This window comes from Pleomorphomonas carboxyditropha (assembly GCF_002770725.1).
In the GTDB taxonomy this organism is placed as follows: domain Bacteria; phylum Pseudomonadota; class Alphaproteobacteria; order Rhizobiales; family Pleomorphomonadaceae; genus Pleomorphomonas; species Pleomorphomonas carboxyditropha.
This window is the reverse complement of the sequence record NZ_NQVN01000001.1, coordinates 265,682-281,101: the sequence shown is the minus strand read 5'-3', so window position 1 is coordinate 281,101 and position 15,420 is coordinate 265,682. Positions and strand designations below refer to the sequence as shown.

The window sequence follows — 15,420 nt, the reverse complement described above, 5'->3', positions numbered from 1 at the left end:
TCCGGAATTCCACGTACGCGCCGCCCGGCCGCGCCCGCCGCAATGGTTAACGGCGGAAAACAGCAGAACCGGTCGATTTTTCCGACCGTTCGCCGCTTTTCTTCGGTCCATGAACAGCTATTCTTAACGAATTGGACGCTATGATTCTCAAAATGCAACGAGCCGCCCCCAGAGGCATCCACCAGAGGCATGCGGATGGTCGATATTTCCCTGACGAAATCGCTGCGCAGCACCGTCTCGACGCTGAACAGGGTGAGCGATGAATCGGCCGCCGCCAGCCAGCGGCTGACCAGCGGCGTCAAGGTCCAGACGGCGCTCGACGACCCCAGCACCTACATCTCGGCAAAGAGCCTGTCGCTGCACGCCGCCGCGCTCGACAAGTATCTGGAGCGCCTCGACCAGGGATTGGGCATCATCGACGCCGCCAACAACGGCCTCACCTCGATCACCGACAGCATCAATACGCTGAAGGGCGTGGTGACGCGCGCCTCCGCCAGCAAGAACGCCTTCGACCGGGCCGACCTCGTCAAGGAATACAACGACCTTCTCGACAAGATCGTCGATACCGCCAAGGACTCCTCCTACAGCGGCAAGAACCTGCTGCTCGGCGCCGGCAATGACCTGACGCTGTATCTCTCCGCCGACCAGAACGAATCCATCACTATCAACGCGGTGGACTTCACCGACCTCCTCAACACGCTCGGCCTCACCAAGCTCGACGAAGGCCAGCTCGGCACCTTCGAGACGAAGCTGACCGACGGCGGGTCGCCGGCCAAGCCGCTGAAGTCCACCAGCAAGCTGGTCGAATCCGGAGAATATGCGGTTGGCGACGAGATCGCCGTCAAGGATTCCTCGGGCACCATCATCGGCTCGCTGACCGTCTCGGCCGACACCACGGTCGGCGACCTGGTCACGGCCTTCTCCCTGCCCGACAAGGGCCTCAGGGCCACGCTCGGCAGCGACGGCGTGCTGACGATCGAAGCGGCCGACAAGCTGACCATCGACAGCACGCGCGCCACCAACGTCGCGACGTCGGCGGGGTCTCCCCCGTCCGCCTCGACCACCCTGACCGACGGCGGCGTTCCGGCCACCGCGACGAGCCTTCTCACGGCGACCGGCCAGTACAAGGAAGGCGACGTCATCTCCATCCGCCAGGGCAACACGGTGGTCGGTTCGCTGACGGTAGGCGCCGCCACCACGGTGGGCGATCTCGTCAACGCCTTCAACATTCCGGCCAGCGGCCTCGGCGCCTCGCTCGACGCCGCCGGCGTGCTCACCGTCGATTCGACGTCCGACGCCTTCGCGATCGACAGGACGAGCACCTCGACCTATGCCGACCTGACGACGGCCACCGCCTCGTCCTGGGTGAAGCGCACCGACGCCGAGGCGGCGCAGCAGACCGTCACCAACGCCCGCCATGCCGCCGAGAAGCACACGACCAACATCGGCATCGGCCTGACGCTCCTGAAAAGCCGCGCCGACTACGTCGGCAGCTTCGCCGACGTGCTCAGCTCGACCGCGGAATCGATGCGCGCCTCCGACAAGGACGAGGAGGCGGCCATCATGCTGGCGCTCAGCACGCAGCAGCAACTGGCCATCAGCTCCTTCTCGATCACCCAGACGGCCGATAACGGCATCCTCCGCCTGCTCAGCGGCGGAAGCAGCTGACCCCCCGACAGGATTACAGTCCGATGACCCTCAAGGTTGAACTGAAGCCCGGCGAACGCATCATCATCGGCGAGTCGATGATCACCAACGACGACCAGCGCACGCGCCTCTACATCGAGGGCAACGCGCCGATCCTGCGCGAAAAAGACATCCTGACGGTCGATTCCGCCAATACGCCGGCCAAGCGAATCTACCTCGCCGTGCAACTGATGTATCTGTCGCGGGAGATCACCAAGTTCCAGGACGGCTATTTCTCGCTCGTCCAGGATATTATCCAGGCGGCGCCGAGCACCATCCCCTTCGTGACGCGGATCAGCAACCACATCATCGCCGACCAGCTCTACAAGGCGCTGAAGGAAGCCCGCGCCCTGATCGAGCACGAGAAGAAGATCTTCGCCGCCTTGAAGCCGGTATCGGCCGATGGTGGAGAGAAGTGAGGCTGGCCACGCGGCAACTTGCCGTGTGTTACAGGTGAAGCCCCAGATGAATCTTGATGGCAGTCTCGACGGCTTCGAGATCGGACTTCGACAGCGTCGCGAGTTGGTCCTTCAGGCGTGACTTGTCTGCCGCCATGATCTGATCCGCCATGGCCTTGCTCTTTTGCCGGCCGACCGTCACTACGGCCTCGCCGGGATAGACTCGTTCGACCGAGCTGGTGCATGGCACGACCACCACACGCGACAGATTCCGGTTGGCCGCATCGTTGCTGACGATGATCGCCGGGCGCGTTTTCCTGATTTCGCTGCCGACCGATGGGTCGAACTCGACCCACCACACCTCACCGCGCTTCATTCGCCATATCCCCGGCAAGGCCATTGCACCATTCCTGCGCTTCGGCCTCACGTGCGACATCGGCCGCCATGGCGCGATAGCCCTCGTCGAGCGAGGTTGCGAGCACATGCGGCCGAACCAGATCCTCGATAAACTGGCTCATGCGCCGCTTGCCCACCGTGCGATAAAGCCCCTCGTAGACTTCCTCGTCGAGAGTGATCGTCATCTTGCGATGCATGGTCGCCTCCGTAATACGTATACGTGCTTTATATAGTGGCCATTCCATCCTGTCCAATCTGCCGGCCGTCGCGCTCACACGGGATTTCAGCACCCCCGAGCAATTTGGGTCGGATAACGGACATCGCCTTAATGTAGCAGCTCTGCCCCGCTCCAGTTGACACGGTCACGGCGCAGTCTCGGCCTTTGGACGGTCCGGGACGATCCAGATCGCATAGGCTTTGTTGAGGAACGGGATACGGAGCTCGGGCGCCCATCCGGGTGCAACGCGCGATTCGGGCCCGACAATGGCGCCGCCGGGATGGGCGGCGATCCAAGCCGGCAGTTCGGCGGTACCGGGAAGGGCGACCGGCCGCGTCAGCCGACCGGCAAAATTGAACTCGGCGCTATAGGCGTCACCGACCCATGCGATACCCTGCGGTTCGTGCCCGATGATCGCCTTGGCGATCGGGGCACTGTCGTAGCGCTCGCCCAGATCGGTGGCGCTGTAGACGAGATCGGCGCAGAGCGTCAGGACCAGCGACAGCATAGCGCCACCTGCCAGAGCGTTTCCGTGCTTCATGGCACTGAGGAAACGGCGCATTTTATTCACGCGAGCCGATGCCCGCTTCGCTCGAAGACGCTCCAGGCCCGGCGCACCTGTTGCCGCCCAGACCACCACCGCAAATGTCGACGCTATCGCGATCAGCGCCGATGGCGGGCGCAGTCCGGCGATTTTCGGATCGGCTGGTATCAGGCCGCAGCCGACCAGAAACGCGCCAACCGCCACCAGGGCAAAAGGAAGCGCCACCGGGCGCAGCGAGACCGGCGCCTTTCCGGCAAGCCGCGCCACCACCAGGGCGATGACCGGCAATTCGGGAAAAAGATAGTGCAGTTGCTTGCCGCTGATCAGACTGAAGGCGATCAGTGCCCCAACACCCCAGATCAGGCAAAGGCGCAGCCCGCCCTCGCTCCACGCCGTATGGCGCGCCGCCGACCACAGGCGCGGCACCGCAACCCAGGGAAGGGCGATCAGCGGCAGCCGCACGGCGAAGAACCACCATGGCCGCGCATGGGCGAAGCTGTCGGCGACGCGGCCGGCGCTCTGGGTCCACAGGATTGCGCGCCGGTACTCCGGCCCGCCGTGAATTGCCGCGGGGACCAGCCATAGAAGCACCAGCACCAGGCCCGTCGTCAGGCCCAGCCCCAGCGACGCCAGGGTTTGCCGCCATCCCGGCCGCGCCGGGTGCCAGATCGTCAGCGACGCCGCCGCGGGCAGAAGATGCAGCAGGACGACCGGCCCCTTGACCAGAACGCCGAACGCCAGGGCGGCTCCGAACACCCACGGCCCCCGACGGTCGCCATGTCCGGCGCCGACCAGCCCAAGCAGACCGGCCAGCACCGAGACGGTCAGCGCGGCATCGAACATGGTCAGCCCGCCCATGACCGCGAATAGCGGCAACGCGACGAGTGCCAGTGTCGCCCGGACGCCGATCCCCGCGTCTTCCGGCCAGAGGGCCCGCGCAAGTCGCCCCGTCAGCCATAGCGCGATCGCGGCGAACCCGGGTCCGACCATCCGGGCCGCGGTGTCGCTGACGCCGGTCAGGCTCCAGACGAGGTTGATGGCCCAGAACAACAAGGGCGGCTTGTCGGAATAAACGGCGAAGTTCTTCGTCGGCACCAGCCAGTCGCCGCTCAGGTGCATCTCCCACGCGACGGCGAGGTAGCGCGTCTCGTCCACCGGCAGCGCCGGGCGAAGCAGCACCCCGGCCAGCGAGACCGCCAAGAACGAAAAGAGGACGATCCACGTCGTGGCGCTATCCACCGAAGGAACCGGCGCGGCGCCGGCCAGCGGGCTTTGCGCGCGGCTCATGGAGCGGCCTTGCCGCTTCGGGAGATCAGCCTCAGGTTGCGCAGATAGACGGCCAGCCCGAGCGCCTGCCCCGCGACGAACACGGGGTCCCGCCGCCACAGGGCATAGGCCAGAAGCATTGCGCCGCCGGCTATGCTAAGAACCCAGAAAACGCCGGGCACGACGCTTCGTCCCTGCCGCTCGCTGGCGATCCATTGCACGAGAAAGCGCGAGGTGAAGAACCCCTGCCCTGCGAAACCTATCAACATCCAAGCCTGTGCGTACATCTTCCGGTCCGCTGGTTTTGATGTTGCCGTGTGTCGAACGGACCTTACGATTGGCTGACGGACTGGACGGGAAGGGTAAGATGCGGCTGCTGGTCGTCGAGGACGAACGCGATCTGGCTTCGGCCATCGCCGATCATCTGCGCGCGCAAGGCCATGCCGTCGATGCCGCGGGCGATCTGGCCACGGCTGCCGATGCGATGGCCGGGGTGGATTACGATCTGGTGCTGCTCGACCTGCACCTGCCCGACGGCGACGGCATCGCCTTCCTGCGCGCCCTGCGGCGGCGAGGCGACCGGGTGCCGGTGCTGATCGGCACCGCCCGGGACCGGATCGTCGAACGGATCGAGGGGCTCGATGCCGGGGCGGACGACTATCTCGTCAAGCCCTACGACCTCGATGAGATGCTGGCCAGGATCGCCGCCATCCGCCGTCGCGCCAACGGCCGGGCGGAACCCGAGCGTCGTTTCGGCCGTTTGCTGCTGCTACCCGAACGGCAGGCGGCGCTTTTGGACGGCACCGCCGTCCACCTGACGCCGAAGGAGTGGGCGGTGATCGAGCGCATCAGCCGCCGCCCGGGCGTCACCGTCACCCGAGACCAGTTGGAAGAGGCGCTCTATGCCTTTGAAGCCGAGGTCGAAAGCAACGCGATCGAGGCGCATGTCAGCCGGTTGCGCGCCAAGCTCGGACGCGGTGCGGTCGAGACGGTTCGCGGTTTCGGCTATCGCATGGGCGTCGCCTGATGGCCGCCCGCCGGCCCACGCTCGTCCGCCGCCTTGCGCTGCTGGTCAGCCTCGGGCTCGGCGCTGTCTGGGTGGTGGCGGTGCTGGCCATGGCGCTCGTTCTTCGCAGGGAACAGGACGAGCTTTACGATCAGCAACTGGTGATCTCGGCCAACACCCTGCTGCCGATTCTCAGTCGCGGCGTGCGGGCCGATCCGCATGCGACCGAGGCCGACGCGGATGAAGGCCAAAATGCCGATCCCGACGAGGCGCTGGTCTGGCGCCTGATCGACCGCGATGCCAGGGTGCTTGCCTCCTCGCCGGCTGCCGGGGCCGCGGTGTTTCCGGACCGTGCCGAACCGCGCCGCTATGCCCGGACGGCGACGCATGTCGTCTACACGACGGACTATGACGGGACGGGCCTCGCCGTTCAGTTCGCCGATCCGCTGGCCGAGCGGCGCGAGGCTTTCCGGGAAAGCTTCCTGGCCTTTCTGTTGCCGATGCTGGCGATCCTGCCGCTTGGCTATGTGCTGGTGCGCTGGATCACCGCCAAGGGCCTGCAACCGCTCGATCGGGTGCGGGCCGAGGTGGCCACGCGCGACAGCCAATCGCTGGCGCCGATGGACGCGGCGGCCCATCCGGCCGAATTCTCGGCGATAATCGCAACGCTGAACGGTTTCATGGCGCGGCTGTCGCAGGCGCTCGAAGGCGAGCGCGCCTTTGCCTCGAACGCCGCGCATGAACTGCGCACGCCCGTCGCGGTGGCCCTGGCGCAGGTGCAGCGGATGCAGCGCGAGACGGATGACGACGGGCAGCGGACGCGGCTCGCCGCGATGGAACAGGCGTTGCAGCGCATGTCGCGCCGGGTCACGCGGCTGCTGCAACTGGCGCGGGCCGAGGCCGGCATCGGCCGTGGCGCGTCACGAACCGACGCAGGCGGATTGCTGCCGCATATTCTGCGCGATGCCCGTGGCGACGGGACCCGCCTGCGCCTGGCGCTGCCCGATGGTCCGGTCTTGACGCCGATGGATGCCGACGCGCTGGCCATCGTCGTGGGAAACCTGATCGACAACGCCTTGCAGCACGGGCCGGCCGGCACGGCCGTCGCTGTCTCGCTGACCTCCGACAGGGTGCTGATCGTCCGGAATATGGGTTCGGCGGTCGCCGCCGGTGATCTGGCCCGGCTGTCGGATCGGTTCACTAGCCGCCGCAGCGGCGGATTCGGCCTTGGCCTGCATATCGCGCACCAGATCGCCCAGCAGGCGGGCGGACGGCTCGAACTGCTCTCGCCGATACCCGGGCAGGACGAGGGATTCGAGGCCCGCCTTCATCTGCCGTAAATGGCCAATCCCTGCTTACTTCATGTAGTTGAGCAGGCTGAGGTTGTTGAGGATCATCGACGTCGTGTAGCTCGCTTCCATGCGGGTCTGGAGCGTCAGGATCTGCGCCGTCAGCTCTTCCTTGTTGATGCCCTCGACGCCGTCGAGCATCACCTGCAGCGTCGTCTTGGAATTGGTCTGGCGATCGGCTGCGCTCTTAGCGACGTTGCCGGACACGGCGATTTCCGTGTGGATGTCGGTCGGCTTCTGGCTGCCGTCGGCAAAGGCGAGGACGCCGTCGACCCGCGAGGCCAGCGCCGAATAGCGGGCCTTCTCGACCTGGAGGTTCTTCTGCCGCTCCGCGTCGGTGGTGGCGTTGGTGTCGCCCGTCGTGCCGGCCTTGGGATCGAACTCGGCGATGGTCATGACGGCGAGCGAGCGCACCATCTGGGCGTAGGCGGATTCGTTGGCCCTGACGCCGTAGCCGACGGTGATGTTGCTGTCGACACGCGCCGTCACGTCGTTGCGCGGCGAGGTCGCGCTGTCGCTGGCATCGATCGCCGCGTTATAGCCGACATACCACTCCACCGTGTCGGTATCGGTGCCGTCGCGCAGGCCGGTGGCGGTGGCCAGCAGGCTGTCGTCGGTGGGATCGGCCACGTCGACCCGCTGCGGCTTGCCGCCGCCCGCCGTATCGAAGAACGTGTCCGACGCCCGCATCATCGACGCCGCCTGGAAGGTGGTCTTCGTCTCGGTCTTGAGGCTGTCCTCGAGCCGGTTCTGGAAGTTGGCGGCGGTCGCCGCGATATCGACGGTGGGCGGCGTGGTGCTGGTGTCCTGGGCGATGGTGAACTCGCCGTCGCCGGGCGGGCTGGTCAGCGTCGCGGTCAGCTTGACCGTCGATTTGGTCCCGTCGGGATTCTCGAGCTCGAACGAGACGCTGTCGCCGGCTTGCAGGTTGGCGCCGAACTGGACGCCGTAGGAGGTGGTGACACTGTTGCCGGCGCTGTCCGTGCCGGTGGTCGGGGTCAACTGGATATGCGTGGCGTCAAGCGTCGAGGTCGAGGCGCCGGAGAGCTTGTAGCCGAATTCCGCCGACACCGACGGCGGGGTCGTGGTGGCGCCCTGGCGGGTGATGGTCACCGTGTCGCCGGTGACCGCCCCGTCGGCGGTGCCGAGATCGAGCCGGCCGAGCTTGCCCGTGCCGAGGTCGGCCGTGTAGCGCTCCTGGACGACCTTCTGCAGCCCGTATTTGTTGCCCGTGCCGTAGAGCATGTCGTTCATGCTGACCACCGGCTTGGTGTCGGTGGTCTTGCCGGACATCAGGTAGCGGCCGTCGGCCTCGGAGTTGAGCAGGCCGATCACCTCGTTGAGGGCGATCTTGGCGCCCTTCTGGCCGGTGGTGGTGCCGGTGGAATCGATGTTGTAGGTGTTGGGATCGATGGCGGCGGCGGCTTCGCTCGGAATGTCCTCGAGCCGGCCCATCGACTTGTCGAGCAGCGAAATGCGCATGTTCAGAACGTCGGTGTTCTGAAGATAGCCGGTGATCTCCGAAATCTTCGAGCGGAAGGTGATCGACTGCGTGCGCCCGGTGCCGAGCGTGCCGTAGGTTGCCGCCTTCTGCCCGGTGGAGAGCTGGCGCTGCATGTCCTCGAGCTGCTGCCGCATGGTCGACAGGAGCGACATGTTCGGATTGACGAGCACGCTGTTGATCGACATGGCATCCTACCCGTGACTTCGGCAACGCCCGGCGGCGCCGCTTTTTACTTGAACGTGTTCATGAGGGTGTCCATCAGCTCCTGCGCCACGGACAGCACCCGGGCGTTGGCCGAATAGGACGTCTGGAGCTGGATGAGCGCCATCAGCTCGGTGTCGAGATCGACGGAGCGGCTGTTGTCGTAACGCTCCTTGAGATTGGAGGTGACGACCGACTGGCCGTCGGCGACGTTCTGCGCATCCTCGACCAAGGCGCCCTGGGTGTTGACGACCTGCGACAGCAGGCCCTCGAAGGTGCCCTTGAACGGCGTCGTCGCCGAGCCGATGCCGATCGAGGCGGAATAGGAATAGACGCGGCTGTCGAGCGCATCGAGGATCGCCTGCGGCCGCGTACCGTCGCCCGACAGGGTGTCGCTGCCGTATTTCACCGTCAGCGACGGGTCGGCCACCACCTTGGGATTGACCGAGATGCGGGCGGCGAGGCCGGTGATGGTGTCGGTGCCGTTGGTGAGGCCGGTATAGGCCTTGCCGGTGGAGCCGTCGACGAACAGCGGATAGGCCTGGTAGCCGTCCTGTTCGCCCGACGATATCTCGCCGACGACGCTGGTGATGCTGCCGTGGCTGGCAGGAACGGTGGTCGCCGAAAGGCTCACCGTGGAGGTGGAGCCCGAGGTCGACACCGAGCCGGAGAAATCGCTGCCGCCGGTGGCCGCGTTGAGGGCATTGGCGATCTGGGCGCCGACGTCGGTGGCGCTGGTGAGGTCGATGCCGACCACCGTATCGCCCGGCTCGGGGGTGAAGCCGTTGCCGGGGGCGGTGCCGCCCTTGTAGGCGACGAAGGTGATCGCCCCCTTGGCGCCGGAGGCGTCGGTATATTCGACCTTGAGCGTGTTGCCCTCGGTCAGCCCGGAAATGTCCAGCGTATAGCCGGCCGTCGTGGCGTCGCCGACCGCGGTGCCCGACGCCTGCCGCGTCGAGGTGGCCTTCGACAGTGTAGCGGCGATGGTGTCGAGCTGGGCCTGGGCATTGACCAGCGTCTCGTCGCGCAATTCCTTATAGGCGGCGATCTTGCCCGAGCGGATCGATCCGCTCTTGAACAGGTCGACGCCGGAGCCGGGACCAGAACTGATGCGGATGGTGCCGAGCGACCGCTGGCTGTCTTCGGTCGAATAGACGCGCGAGGCGTCGACCACGCCCTGCTGGTCGAAGCTCAGCGTCACCGCCACGTCGTCGTAGAGCTGGGTGCCGTCGGTCAGCGAGATGGCGATGCCGCCGCCCGGTTGGTCGGTGACGTGAATGTCCATGTATTCGGACAATTCGTCGATGGCGGCGTCCCGCTTGTCCTGCAGGGCGGAGGTGCTGTTGGTGCCGCCGGCGCCGACGGCCACCACCTGCTTGTCGAGATCGGCGATGGTCGACAGCAGCGCGTTGACGCGGCTGACGGCGTTGGCGATGTTGGATTCCGCCTCCTGGCGCAGCGACTGCACGTCGCCCGACAACTGGTTGAGGCGGCTCACCAGGTTCTGCGCCGCCGACACGGCACTGCCCTGCGTCGCCGTGTCGTTCGGCGTCGTCGCCAGCTTCTGGAGCGTCGTGCTGAAATCGCCGTAGATCGAGTTCAGCGAACTGCTGCTGTTCGGCGCCCCCCAATAGCTGTCGAGCGCCGACAGCGCGGTGACCCGCGTGTCGGCATAGGCCGAATTGGCCTGCGAGGTCCGCCACTGCTTCTGCACGAGAAGGTTGATCTCGCGCGTGACCTGGTTGGCCTCGACGCCGTAGACCCGCGAGTTGGCGACCTGCGCCGTCGAGGAGATCGTCTGACGGCTGTAGCCGGTGCTCTTGGCATTGGCGATGTTGGCCGACGTCACGCCCAACTGCTGCTGGGTCGTCCTGATGCCGGACAGGGCCGTGGAAAGGGCACTCGAAACAGGCATGTCCGTCTCGCGGTCAGAGAACGTCGCGGAGAGCGGCCGTCACGCCTGGGGCATGACGGCCGCCGAAAGCGTCAGCGGATGATCTGCAGGATGTCCGACATCATCTGGTCGGCGGTGGTGATCACCTTGGAATTGGCCGAGAACGCCTGCTGCGTGACGATCAGCTTGGTGAATTCCTCGGAGATGTCGACGTTGGACGCCTCGAGCGCCGAGCTCGACAGCGCGCCGTCGATGTCGATCGGGCTGCCGCTCTGGATCGTCTCGGTGTAGGCGCCGCCGTCCTCCGCCTTGAGATAGCTGGCGCCGTTGAAGGCGACGATCGGGATCTTCCACTTCTGGACGGTCTGGCCGTTCGAGTAGTTGTAGCTGATGATGCCGCTGTTGTTGTCGATCGACACGCCCTCGAAGGCGCCGGTCGAATAGCCGTCCTGCGTCAATTGGTTGGCGGAGGCGAGACCGTTCTTGTCGGCGAACTCGGTGGCCGCCATGTCGAGCGTCATGGTGCCGAAATTCTTGCCGTTGACGGTAAGGTTGTTGATGGCGATCGCCGAGGTCGCGTCGAGCTGCTTGCCGTTGCTGTCGAAGAAGAAGCCGGTGCTTGCCGGATGGGTGTAGGTCTCGATCCAGCCGGTGCCGCCTGGCGCGACGCCGTTGGTATCGGTCGCCGCCACGCGGCCGAGCGTGCCGTCGTTGATCGTGGTGTTCGAGGGAATCTGCGTCCAGACGGCGTCGGTCGTGTCCGTCGCGTCGTAGGTTTCCGCGTTGCGGTAGAACAGGCCCCACTCGCTGCGGCCGGTGCTCGCCTCCTCGAACTTCGACCAGCGGAGCTGCACGACGGCCGGCGTGCCCTGGGCGTCGTAGACCGTGACCGTGCCGCCGGCGATCGAGTTCTTCATGAAGTCGGTCACCTGGGTGCCGACAACTTTGCCAGTGCTGGCAATCTGGTAGGGGATGGAGGTCGCGCTGTAGCTTGGATCGTAGATGTTGGCGCCAGCCACCGTCGAGTTGGCGGCGGAGTAGGTGGTCACCGGTTCGGTCGGCAGATTGAGCTTGTAGGTGATCTGCGTCGACGCCTTGGCGCTCTGCGACGTCTTGTCGATGGTGATCGGCCCCTTCGGGTCCTCGCCGATCGCCGGCGTCATGTTGATGCCGATCAGGCTGTAGCCGGAGCCGTTGCGCAGGTAGGTCTGGCCGTTGCGGGCGTCGTAATACTGCTCGAAATCGCCAGCGCGGGTGTAGCGGGTGCCGAGGGTGTTGTCGAGCGGGTCGGCCGAAACGGAGAAGAAGCCGGTGCCGTTGATGGCGAGATGGGTATCGACCGCCGATCCCTGAATGTCGCCGTCGAGCGTGATGGTCGAGCGCGAGGAGGCGGTGACGCCGCCCGAGGTGACGCGCGCCGCGTTGGAGGTGTTGGAGCGCACGAGGTCGGCGAAGCTGGTATCCTTGCGCTTGAAGCCGGTTGTCGACGAGTTGGCGATATTGCCCGAGATATTCTCGAGGGCGAAGGATTGCGCTCCGAGGCCACCGACGGCCGAGTTCATTGCGGTCAGGATACCCATGCTCGTTTCCCTTACGATCTGCAACGCGGTCGGCCGGACGAGTGGCCGCTACGCAAGACAAGGGCAACGGGCGTGCCAAATGGATTTCTGCTCTTTTTCCGTTTGTTTCCGGGAAATCGGCGCCTGGCTTTGATGAACGATAGGTTAACGCGGCGGCAAGGTTCGGCGTATCCGGCAAAACCTGCCGGGCCGAACCCGCCGCATGACGTCATTTCGCGCGCGGCGCGCGGATGCCGGCCATGATTTCCGAGATCTGCGGCCGCCGGCGTTCGAGGAACGGCAGCGGGCGGCAGACGTCGATGGCGGCGACGCCGACACGGGCGGTCAGCAGGCCGTTGATCACTCCTTCGCCGAGCCGCGCCGACAGCTTGGCGGCGAGGCCGTGGCCGATCAACTGCTGGGCGAGGCCGTCGCCGACGGCGATCGAGCCGGTGACCGCGAGATGGGTGAGCACCAGGCGGGTCAGCCGCGCCAGCCCGACGAACCCCGGCCGGCCGCCGTAGAGCGCGGCGAGGCGGCGGATCAGGCCGAGCGTCGCCACCACCACGAAGATCACGTCGATGGCGGCGCGCGGCGACACCGCCGTCACCACCGACACGCGGGCGGCGGCGTCCGACACCAGCCGGCGGGCCGCCGCGTCGAGCGGGGCGAGAAGGTCGGCTTCGGCCAGCACCAGCCGGTCGCGGCCGTCGATGATGTCGTCGACGCGGGCTTGCGTGGCCCGCCGGCCGGGCGCGAGATCGGGCCGGTCGGCATAGAGCTTGATCAGTTCGTCCACCACCGCCTCGGCTTCCGGCCGGTCGTCGCGGACGGCGGCGAGATCGGCCCGCCGGCGCATGCGGTCGATGCGCCTCAGCCAGATCAGGCCGGCAATCTCGCGGGCGGCGATGGCGACGACGGCGATCACCGCCAAGGCGATCAGGCCGACCGCCAGCCAGCCGAGCCAGTCGTCGCGGGAAAACAGCTCGCGGACCAGTTGGTCGAGCCAGAGGCCGATGGCCAGCGACAGGATGCCGGCGACGGCGCCGAACAACAGCCGCGACCAGGAAAACCGCCGGCGGACGGGCGGCAGCGGCGCCGGCAGGTCGTCGGCCTCCACCGCCTCCTCGACGATAACGGCGGCATCGGCCGGCGGCGCCTCGCCGGGACGGACATGGCTGACCTCGTCGGCCGTCAGATCGAAGGCGGTGGGGCGGCGCGTCATGCCAGACGGTCTCCGATCAGGAAATCGAGGGCGCGGTCGAGGCGGATATGCGGCAGCGACAGGCTGACGCCCTCGGCCGTCACTTCGAGCGGCGGCGGGCGGAAGCGCAGGAAGCGCAGCGCGTCGAAACCAGGTTCGCCCGCCTCGGGCGGGCGGAACAGCGCCTGCGGATTGTCCGGCAGGTCGCCGGGGAACAGGGCGATTTCTTCCTTGCCGTCATAGAGATGGTCGTCGAGGAGCTCGCCCTCCTGCGGCACGCCGAGAATGCAGGGCAGGCTCTCGCCGTTGCGGCGCACCGTCGCCTCGCGCGTCGCCCGCACCGCCGCCAGCGCCTTTACGTCCACCTCGGCGCCGGAGAACGAGGCGCGGGCGATCGCCCGGTCGGTGAGGCGGCGGAGGATCAGCTCCAGCCGGTCGTGGCTGGCATGATGAAGGTGATCGGCCTTGGTGGCGGCGAACAGGATGCGGTCGATGCGGCGCGTCAGCACCTGCCCGAGCCAGGAGGAGCGCCCCGGCCGGAAGCAGCCGAGGATCTCGCCGAGCGCCATCTCGAGATCGACGAGCGCCTCGCGGCCGCCGTTCAGCGCCGCCAGCACGTCGACCAGCACCACCTGCCGGTCGAGGCGGGCGAAATGGGTGCGGAAGAACGGCCTGACGACCACGTCCTTGTAGGCCTCGAAGCGGCTTTCCATCAGCGCCCAAAGGCTGTCGCGCGGCGCCTCGCCGCTCTCCGGCAGGTCGAGCGGCGCGAAGGTCAGCGCCGGCGAGCCGGCGAGATCGCCCGGCATCAGGAAGCGGCCGGGCGGCACCATGGACAGCGCGAGGCTGCCGCCGCGCGCCGCGCCGAGATAGGCGGCGAACAGCTCGTGCAGGCGTCCGGCCGCCTCGTCGTCGGCCGGCCCCAGCGGATCGACGCCGGAGGTATGGGCGAGCCAGTCGGCGGCGATCGCCGTGCGGCGCGGCTCGCGCCCCCGTTCCAGCGTCTCGCTGGAAAAGGCGCGGTAATCCTTGGAGAGCAGCGGCAGGTCCAGGAGCCATTCGCCGGGATAGTCGACGATGTCGAGATCGAGCTTGCCGCGCCCCAGCGACCGGCCGAGGAAGGTGGCGCTCTCGTAGGCGATGGTCAGGCGCAGCTCGGAAATCTGCCGCGTCGAGTCCGGCCAGACGCGGGCGTCGGTCAGCTTCCGCACATGGCCGCGATAGTCGAAGGTCGGCACGTCGGGATGGAGCTGCGGCCGGATGTCGGCGCCGAGAAGCCGGCCGGCCCGCCAGGGCTCGAACATCGGCAGCCGGCCGCCATGCGTCAGGTTGTGGATCAGCGCCGTGATGAACACCGTCTTGCCGGCGCGGGACAATCCGGTGACGCCGAGCCGGAGCGATGGCGAACCGAGGCTCCAGGCGAAATCGGCCATGTTGTCGAGGGCGATGCGCGCCTCGTCGGAAAACGTGGTGAAGCTCACGACCTCGTCGAACCTCGTCCGGCGCGAAAGGCGCCGCGGCCTCTATGTAGGCACGTCCCGCGCCGCCACAATGGCTTGAGGCATCGGACCGAAAGCGGCATCCGTCGCTCTAGTCGCCGGCGGGGCCGCCGAGGTCGGCCGGCGTCACGAAGGCGATGAGCCGGCCGTCGCCCGGCTCGATTTCGGACCAGGTCCTTGAAAACTCGATCACCGCCAGCGAGGCGGTCGGGAATTTGGCCCCGAGCCGAGCCAATTCGGCGGGATCGCCGTCCTCCGGCAGCGTCGTCGCCAGCCTGTGGACCGACGGATTGTGCCCGACCACCAGAAGCCGCTCGGCCGCCTCGGCGTGGGTGACGATCACCTTGAGCATCGCCCCGAGCGACGCCTCGTAGAGTTCGCGCACGTAGTCGACGGCGACGCGCTCCGGCAGGAACGGTTTGACCCCGTCGAACGTCTCGCGCGTCCGCGCCGATGGCGAACAGAGAACGAGATCGGGCAGGTAGCCCTCGTCGGCCATGTAGCGGCCGATCACCGGCGCGGCCGCCCTGCCCCGCTCGGAAAGCGGCCGGTCGAAATCCTTCTGGCCGGAAATTGCCGGCGGCGACTTGGCGTGGCGGAGAATAAAAAGACGTGGCATTGGCGGGCTCCGGGGCTCCCATCGCGCCGGACTTGGCGTAATGTCCAATCATTCTAACCTGATTCCGGGCTGCCGGCG

At 67.0% G+C, this 15,420-nt stretch carries 14 protein-coding genes; 4 read left to right on the top strand and 10 right to left on the bottom strand.

Annotation, left to right across the window (positions count from 1 at the left end; genetic code table 11):
* The first annotated feature begins 195 nt into the window (after positions 1-195).
* Positions 196-1,668: a flagellin N-terminal helical domain-containing protein gene (locus CJ014_RS01325; RefSeq protein WP_165790706.1), complete on the top strand. Its 1,473-nt coding sequence runs from the start codon at positions 196-198 to the stop codon at positions 1,666-1,668.
* Between the two features lie 23 nt (positions 1,669-1,691).
* Positions 1,692-2,105 carry a flagellar biosynthesis repressor FlbT gene (gene flbT / locus CJ014_RS01320; RefSeq protein ID WP_100078715.1) on the top strand — a complete coding sequence of 138 codons (414 nt, stop codon included), beginning with the start codon at positions 1,692-1,694 and terminating at the stop codon, positions 2,103-2,105.
* A 28-nt stretch (positions 2,106-2,133) separates the two neighbouring features.
* Here the strand turns inward: flbT and CJ014_RS01315 are convergent, their stop codons facing one another.
* The 4 genes from CJ014_RS01315 to CJ014_RS01300 all read right to left on the bottom strand — a co-directional run bounded on the left by CJ014_RS01315 (position 2,134) and on the right by CJ014_RS01300 (position 4,794).
* Positions 2,134-2,460 carry a type II toxin-antitoxin system PemK/MazF family toxin gene (locus CJ014_RS01315; protein ID WP_100078714.1) on the bottom strand — a complete coding sequence of 109 codons (327 nt, stop codon included), beginning with the start codon at positions 2,458-2,460 and terminating at the stop codon, positions 2,134-2,136.
* Positions 2,447-2,677: an addiction module antitoxin gene (locus CJ014_RS01310; RefSeq protein ID WP_100078713.1), complete on the bottom strand. Its 231-nt coding sequence runs from the start codon at positions 2,675-2,677 to the stop codon at positions 2,447-2,449. The genes CJ014_RS01315 and CJ014_RS01310 overlap by 14 nt, the downstream gene beginning before the upstream one ends.
* Positions 2,678-2,842: 165 nt before the next feature.
* Positions 2,843-4,528, bottom strand: a complete 1,686-nt coding sequence (locus CJ014_RS01305) for an ArnT family glycosyltransferase (protein WP_100078712.1) — start codon at positions 4,526-4,528, stop codon at positions 2,843-2,845.
* Entirely contained in the window at positions 4,525-4,794 is a 270-nt protein-coding gene (locus CJ014_RS01300) for a lipid-A-disaccharide synthase N-terminal domain-containing protein (protein WP_100078711.1), read from the bottom strand. The genes CJ014_RS01305 and CJ014_RS01300 overlap by 4 nt, the downstream gene beginning before the upstream one ends.
* An 80-nt stretch (positions 4,795-4,874) precedes the next feature.
* On the opposite strand from CJ014_RS01300, the gene CJ014_RS01295 reads away from it, so the two are divergent.
* Positions 4,875-5,534 (top strand): response regulator, encoded by a 660-nt coding sequence (locus CJ014_RS01295; protein WP_100078710.1) that lies wholly within the window; start codon positions 4,875-4,877, stop codon positions 5,532-5,534.
* Positions 5,534-6,853: a sensor histidine kinase gene (locus tag CJ014_RS01290; RefSeq protein ID WP_100078709.1), complete on the top strand. Its 1,320-nt coding sequence runs from the start codon at positions 5,534-5,536 to the stop codon at positions 6,851-6,853. The genes CJ014_RS01295 and CJ014_RS01290 overlap by 1 nt, the downstream gene beginning before the upstream one ends.
* 15 nt (positions 6,854-6,868) lie before the next feature.
* Here CJ014_RS01290 and CJ014_RS01285 read toward each other — a convergent pair whose 3' ends face one another.
* The 6 genes from CJ014_RS01285 to CJ014_RS01260 form a co-directional block, all read right to left on the bottom strand.
* The gene (locus CJ014_RS01285) at positions 6,869-8,551 is read right to left on the bottom strand and encodes a hypothetical protein (RefSeq protein WP_100078708.1); all 1,683 of its coding nucleotides are present in this window, start codon (positions 8,549-8,551) and stop codon (positions 6,869-6,871) included.
* 44 nt (positions 8,552-8,595) lie between these two features.
* Positions 8,596-10,482: a flagellar hook-associated protein FlgK gene (flgK, locus tag CJ014_RS01280; RefSeq protein WP_100078707.1), complete on the bottom strand. Its 1,887-nt coding sequence runs from the start codon at positions 10,480-10,482 to the stop codon at positions 8,596-8,598.
* Between the two features lie 71 nt (positions 10,483-10,553).
* Entirely contained in the window at positions 10,554-12,041 is a 1,488-nt protein-coding gene (locus CJ014_RS01275) for a flagellar hook protein FlgE (RefSeq protein WP_100078706.1), read from the bottom strand.
* Positions 12,042-12,249: 208 nt separating this feature from the next.
* Positions 12,250-13,245 (bottom strand): YcjF family protein, encoded by a 996-nt coding sequence (locus CJ014_RS01270; protein ID WP_100078705.1) that lies wholly within the window; start codon positions 13,243-13,245, stop codon positions 12,250-12,252.
* The gene (locus CJ014_RS01265; RefSeq protein WP_100079300.1) at positions 13,242-14,657 is read right to left on the bottom strand and encodes a YcjX family GTP-binding protein; all 1,416 of its coding nucleotides are present in this window, start codon (positions 14,655-14,657) and stop codon (positions 13,242-13,244) included. Before CJ014_RS01265 ends, CJ014_RS01270 begins: the two co-directional genes overlap by 4 nt.
* Positions 14,658-14,814: 157 nt before the next feature.
* On the bottom strand, positions 14,815-15,342 hold the full coding sequence (locus tag CJ014_RS01260; RefSeq protein WP_100078704.1) for a SixA phosphatase family protein: 528 nt from the start codon (positions 15,340-15,342) through the stop codon (positions 14,815-14,817).
* Between the last annotated feature and the right edge of the window lie 78 nt (positions 15,343-15,420).

What these genes read in the sequence shown, in the direction of transcription:
- CJ014_RS01325 (WP_165790706.1), top strand. Translation starts at nt 196, where the DNA reads ATGGTCGATATTTCCCTGACGAAATCGCTGCGCAGCACCGTCTCGACG.
- flbT (WP_100078715.1), top strand. Translation starts at nt 1,692, where the DNA reads ATGACCCTCAAGGTTGAACTGAAGCCCGGCGAACGCATCATCATCGGC.
- CJ014_RS01315 (WP_100078714.1), bottom strand. Translation starts at nt 2,460, where the DNA reads ATGAAGCGCGGTGAGGTGTGGTGGGTCGAGTTCGACCCATCGGTCGGC.
- CJ014_RS01310 (WP_100078713.1), bottom strand. Translation starts at nt 2,677, where the DNA reads ATGCATCGCAAGATGACGATCACTCTCGACGAGGAAGTCTACGAGGGG.
- CJ014_RS01305 (WP_100078712.1), bottom strand. Translation starts at nt 4,528, where the DNA reads ATGAGCCGCGCGCAAAGCCCGCTGGCCGGCGCCGCGCCGGTTCCTTCG.
- CJ014_RS01300 (WP_100078711.1), bottom strand. Translation starts at nt 4,794, where the DNA reads ATGTACGCACAGGCTTGGATGTTGATAGGTTTCGCAGGGCAGGGGTTC.
- CJ014_RS01295 (WP_100078710.1), top strand. Translation starts at nt 4,875, where the DNA reads ATGCGGCTGCTGGTCGTCGAGGACGAACGCGATCTGGCTTCGGCCATC.
- CJ014_RS01290 (WP_100078709.1), top strand. Translation starts at nt 5,534, where the DNA reads ATGGCCGCCCGCCGGCCCACGCTCGTCCGCCGCCTTGCGCTGCTGGTC.
- CJ014_RS01285 (WP_100078708.1), bottom strand. Translation starts at nt 8,551, where the DNA reads ATGTCGATCAACAGCGTGCTCGTCAATCCGAACATGTCGCTCCTGTCG.
- flgK (WP_100078707.1), bottom strand. Translation starts at nt 10,482, where the DNA reads ATGCCTGTTTCGAGTGCCCTTTCCACGGCCCTGTCCGGCATCAGGACG.
- CJ014_RS01275 (WP_100078706.1), bottom strand. Translation starts at nt 12,041, where the DNA reads ATGGGTATCCTGACCGCAATGAACTCGGCCGTCGGTGGCCTCGGAGCG.
- CJ014_RS01270 (WP_100078705.1), bottom strand. Translation starts at nt 13,245, where the DNA reads ATGACGCGCCGCCCCACCGCCTTCGATCTGACGGCCGACGAGGTCAGC.
- CJ014_RS01265 (WP_100079300.1), bottom strand. Translation starts at nt 14,657, where the DNA reads ATGGCCGATTTCGCCTGGAGCCTCGGTTCGCCATCGCTCCGGCTCGGC.
- CJ014_RS01260 (WP_100078704.1), bottom strand. Translation starts at nt 15,342, where the DNA reads ATGCCACGTCTTTTTATTCTCCGCCACGCCAAGTCGCCGCCGGCAATT.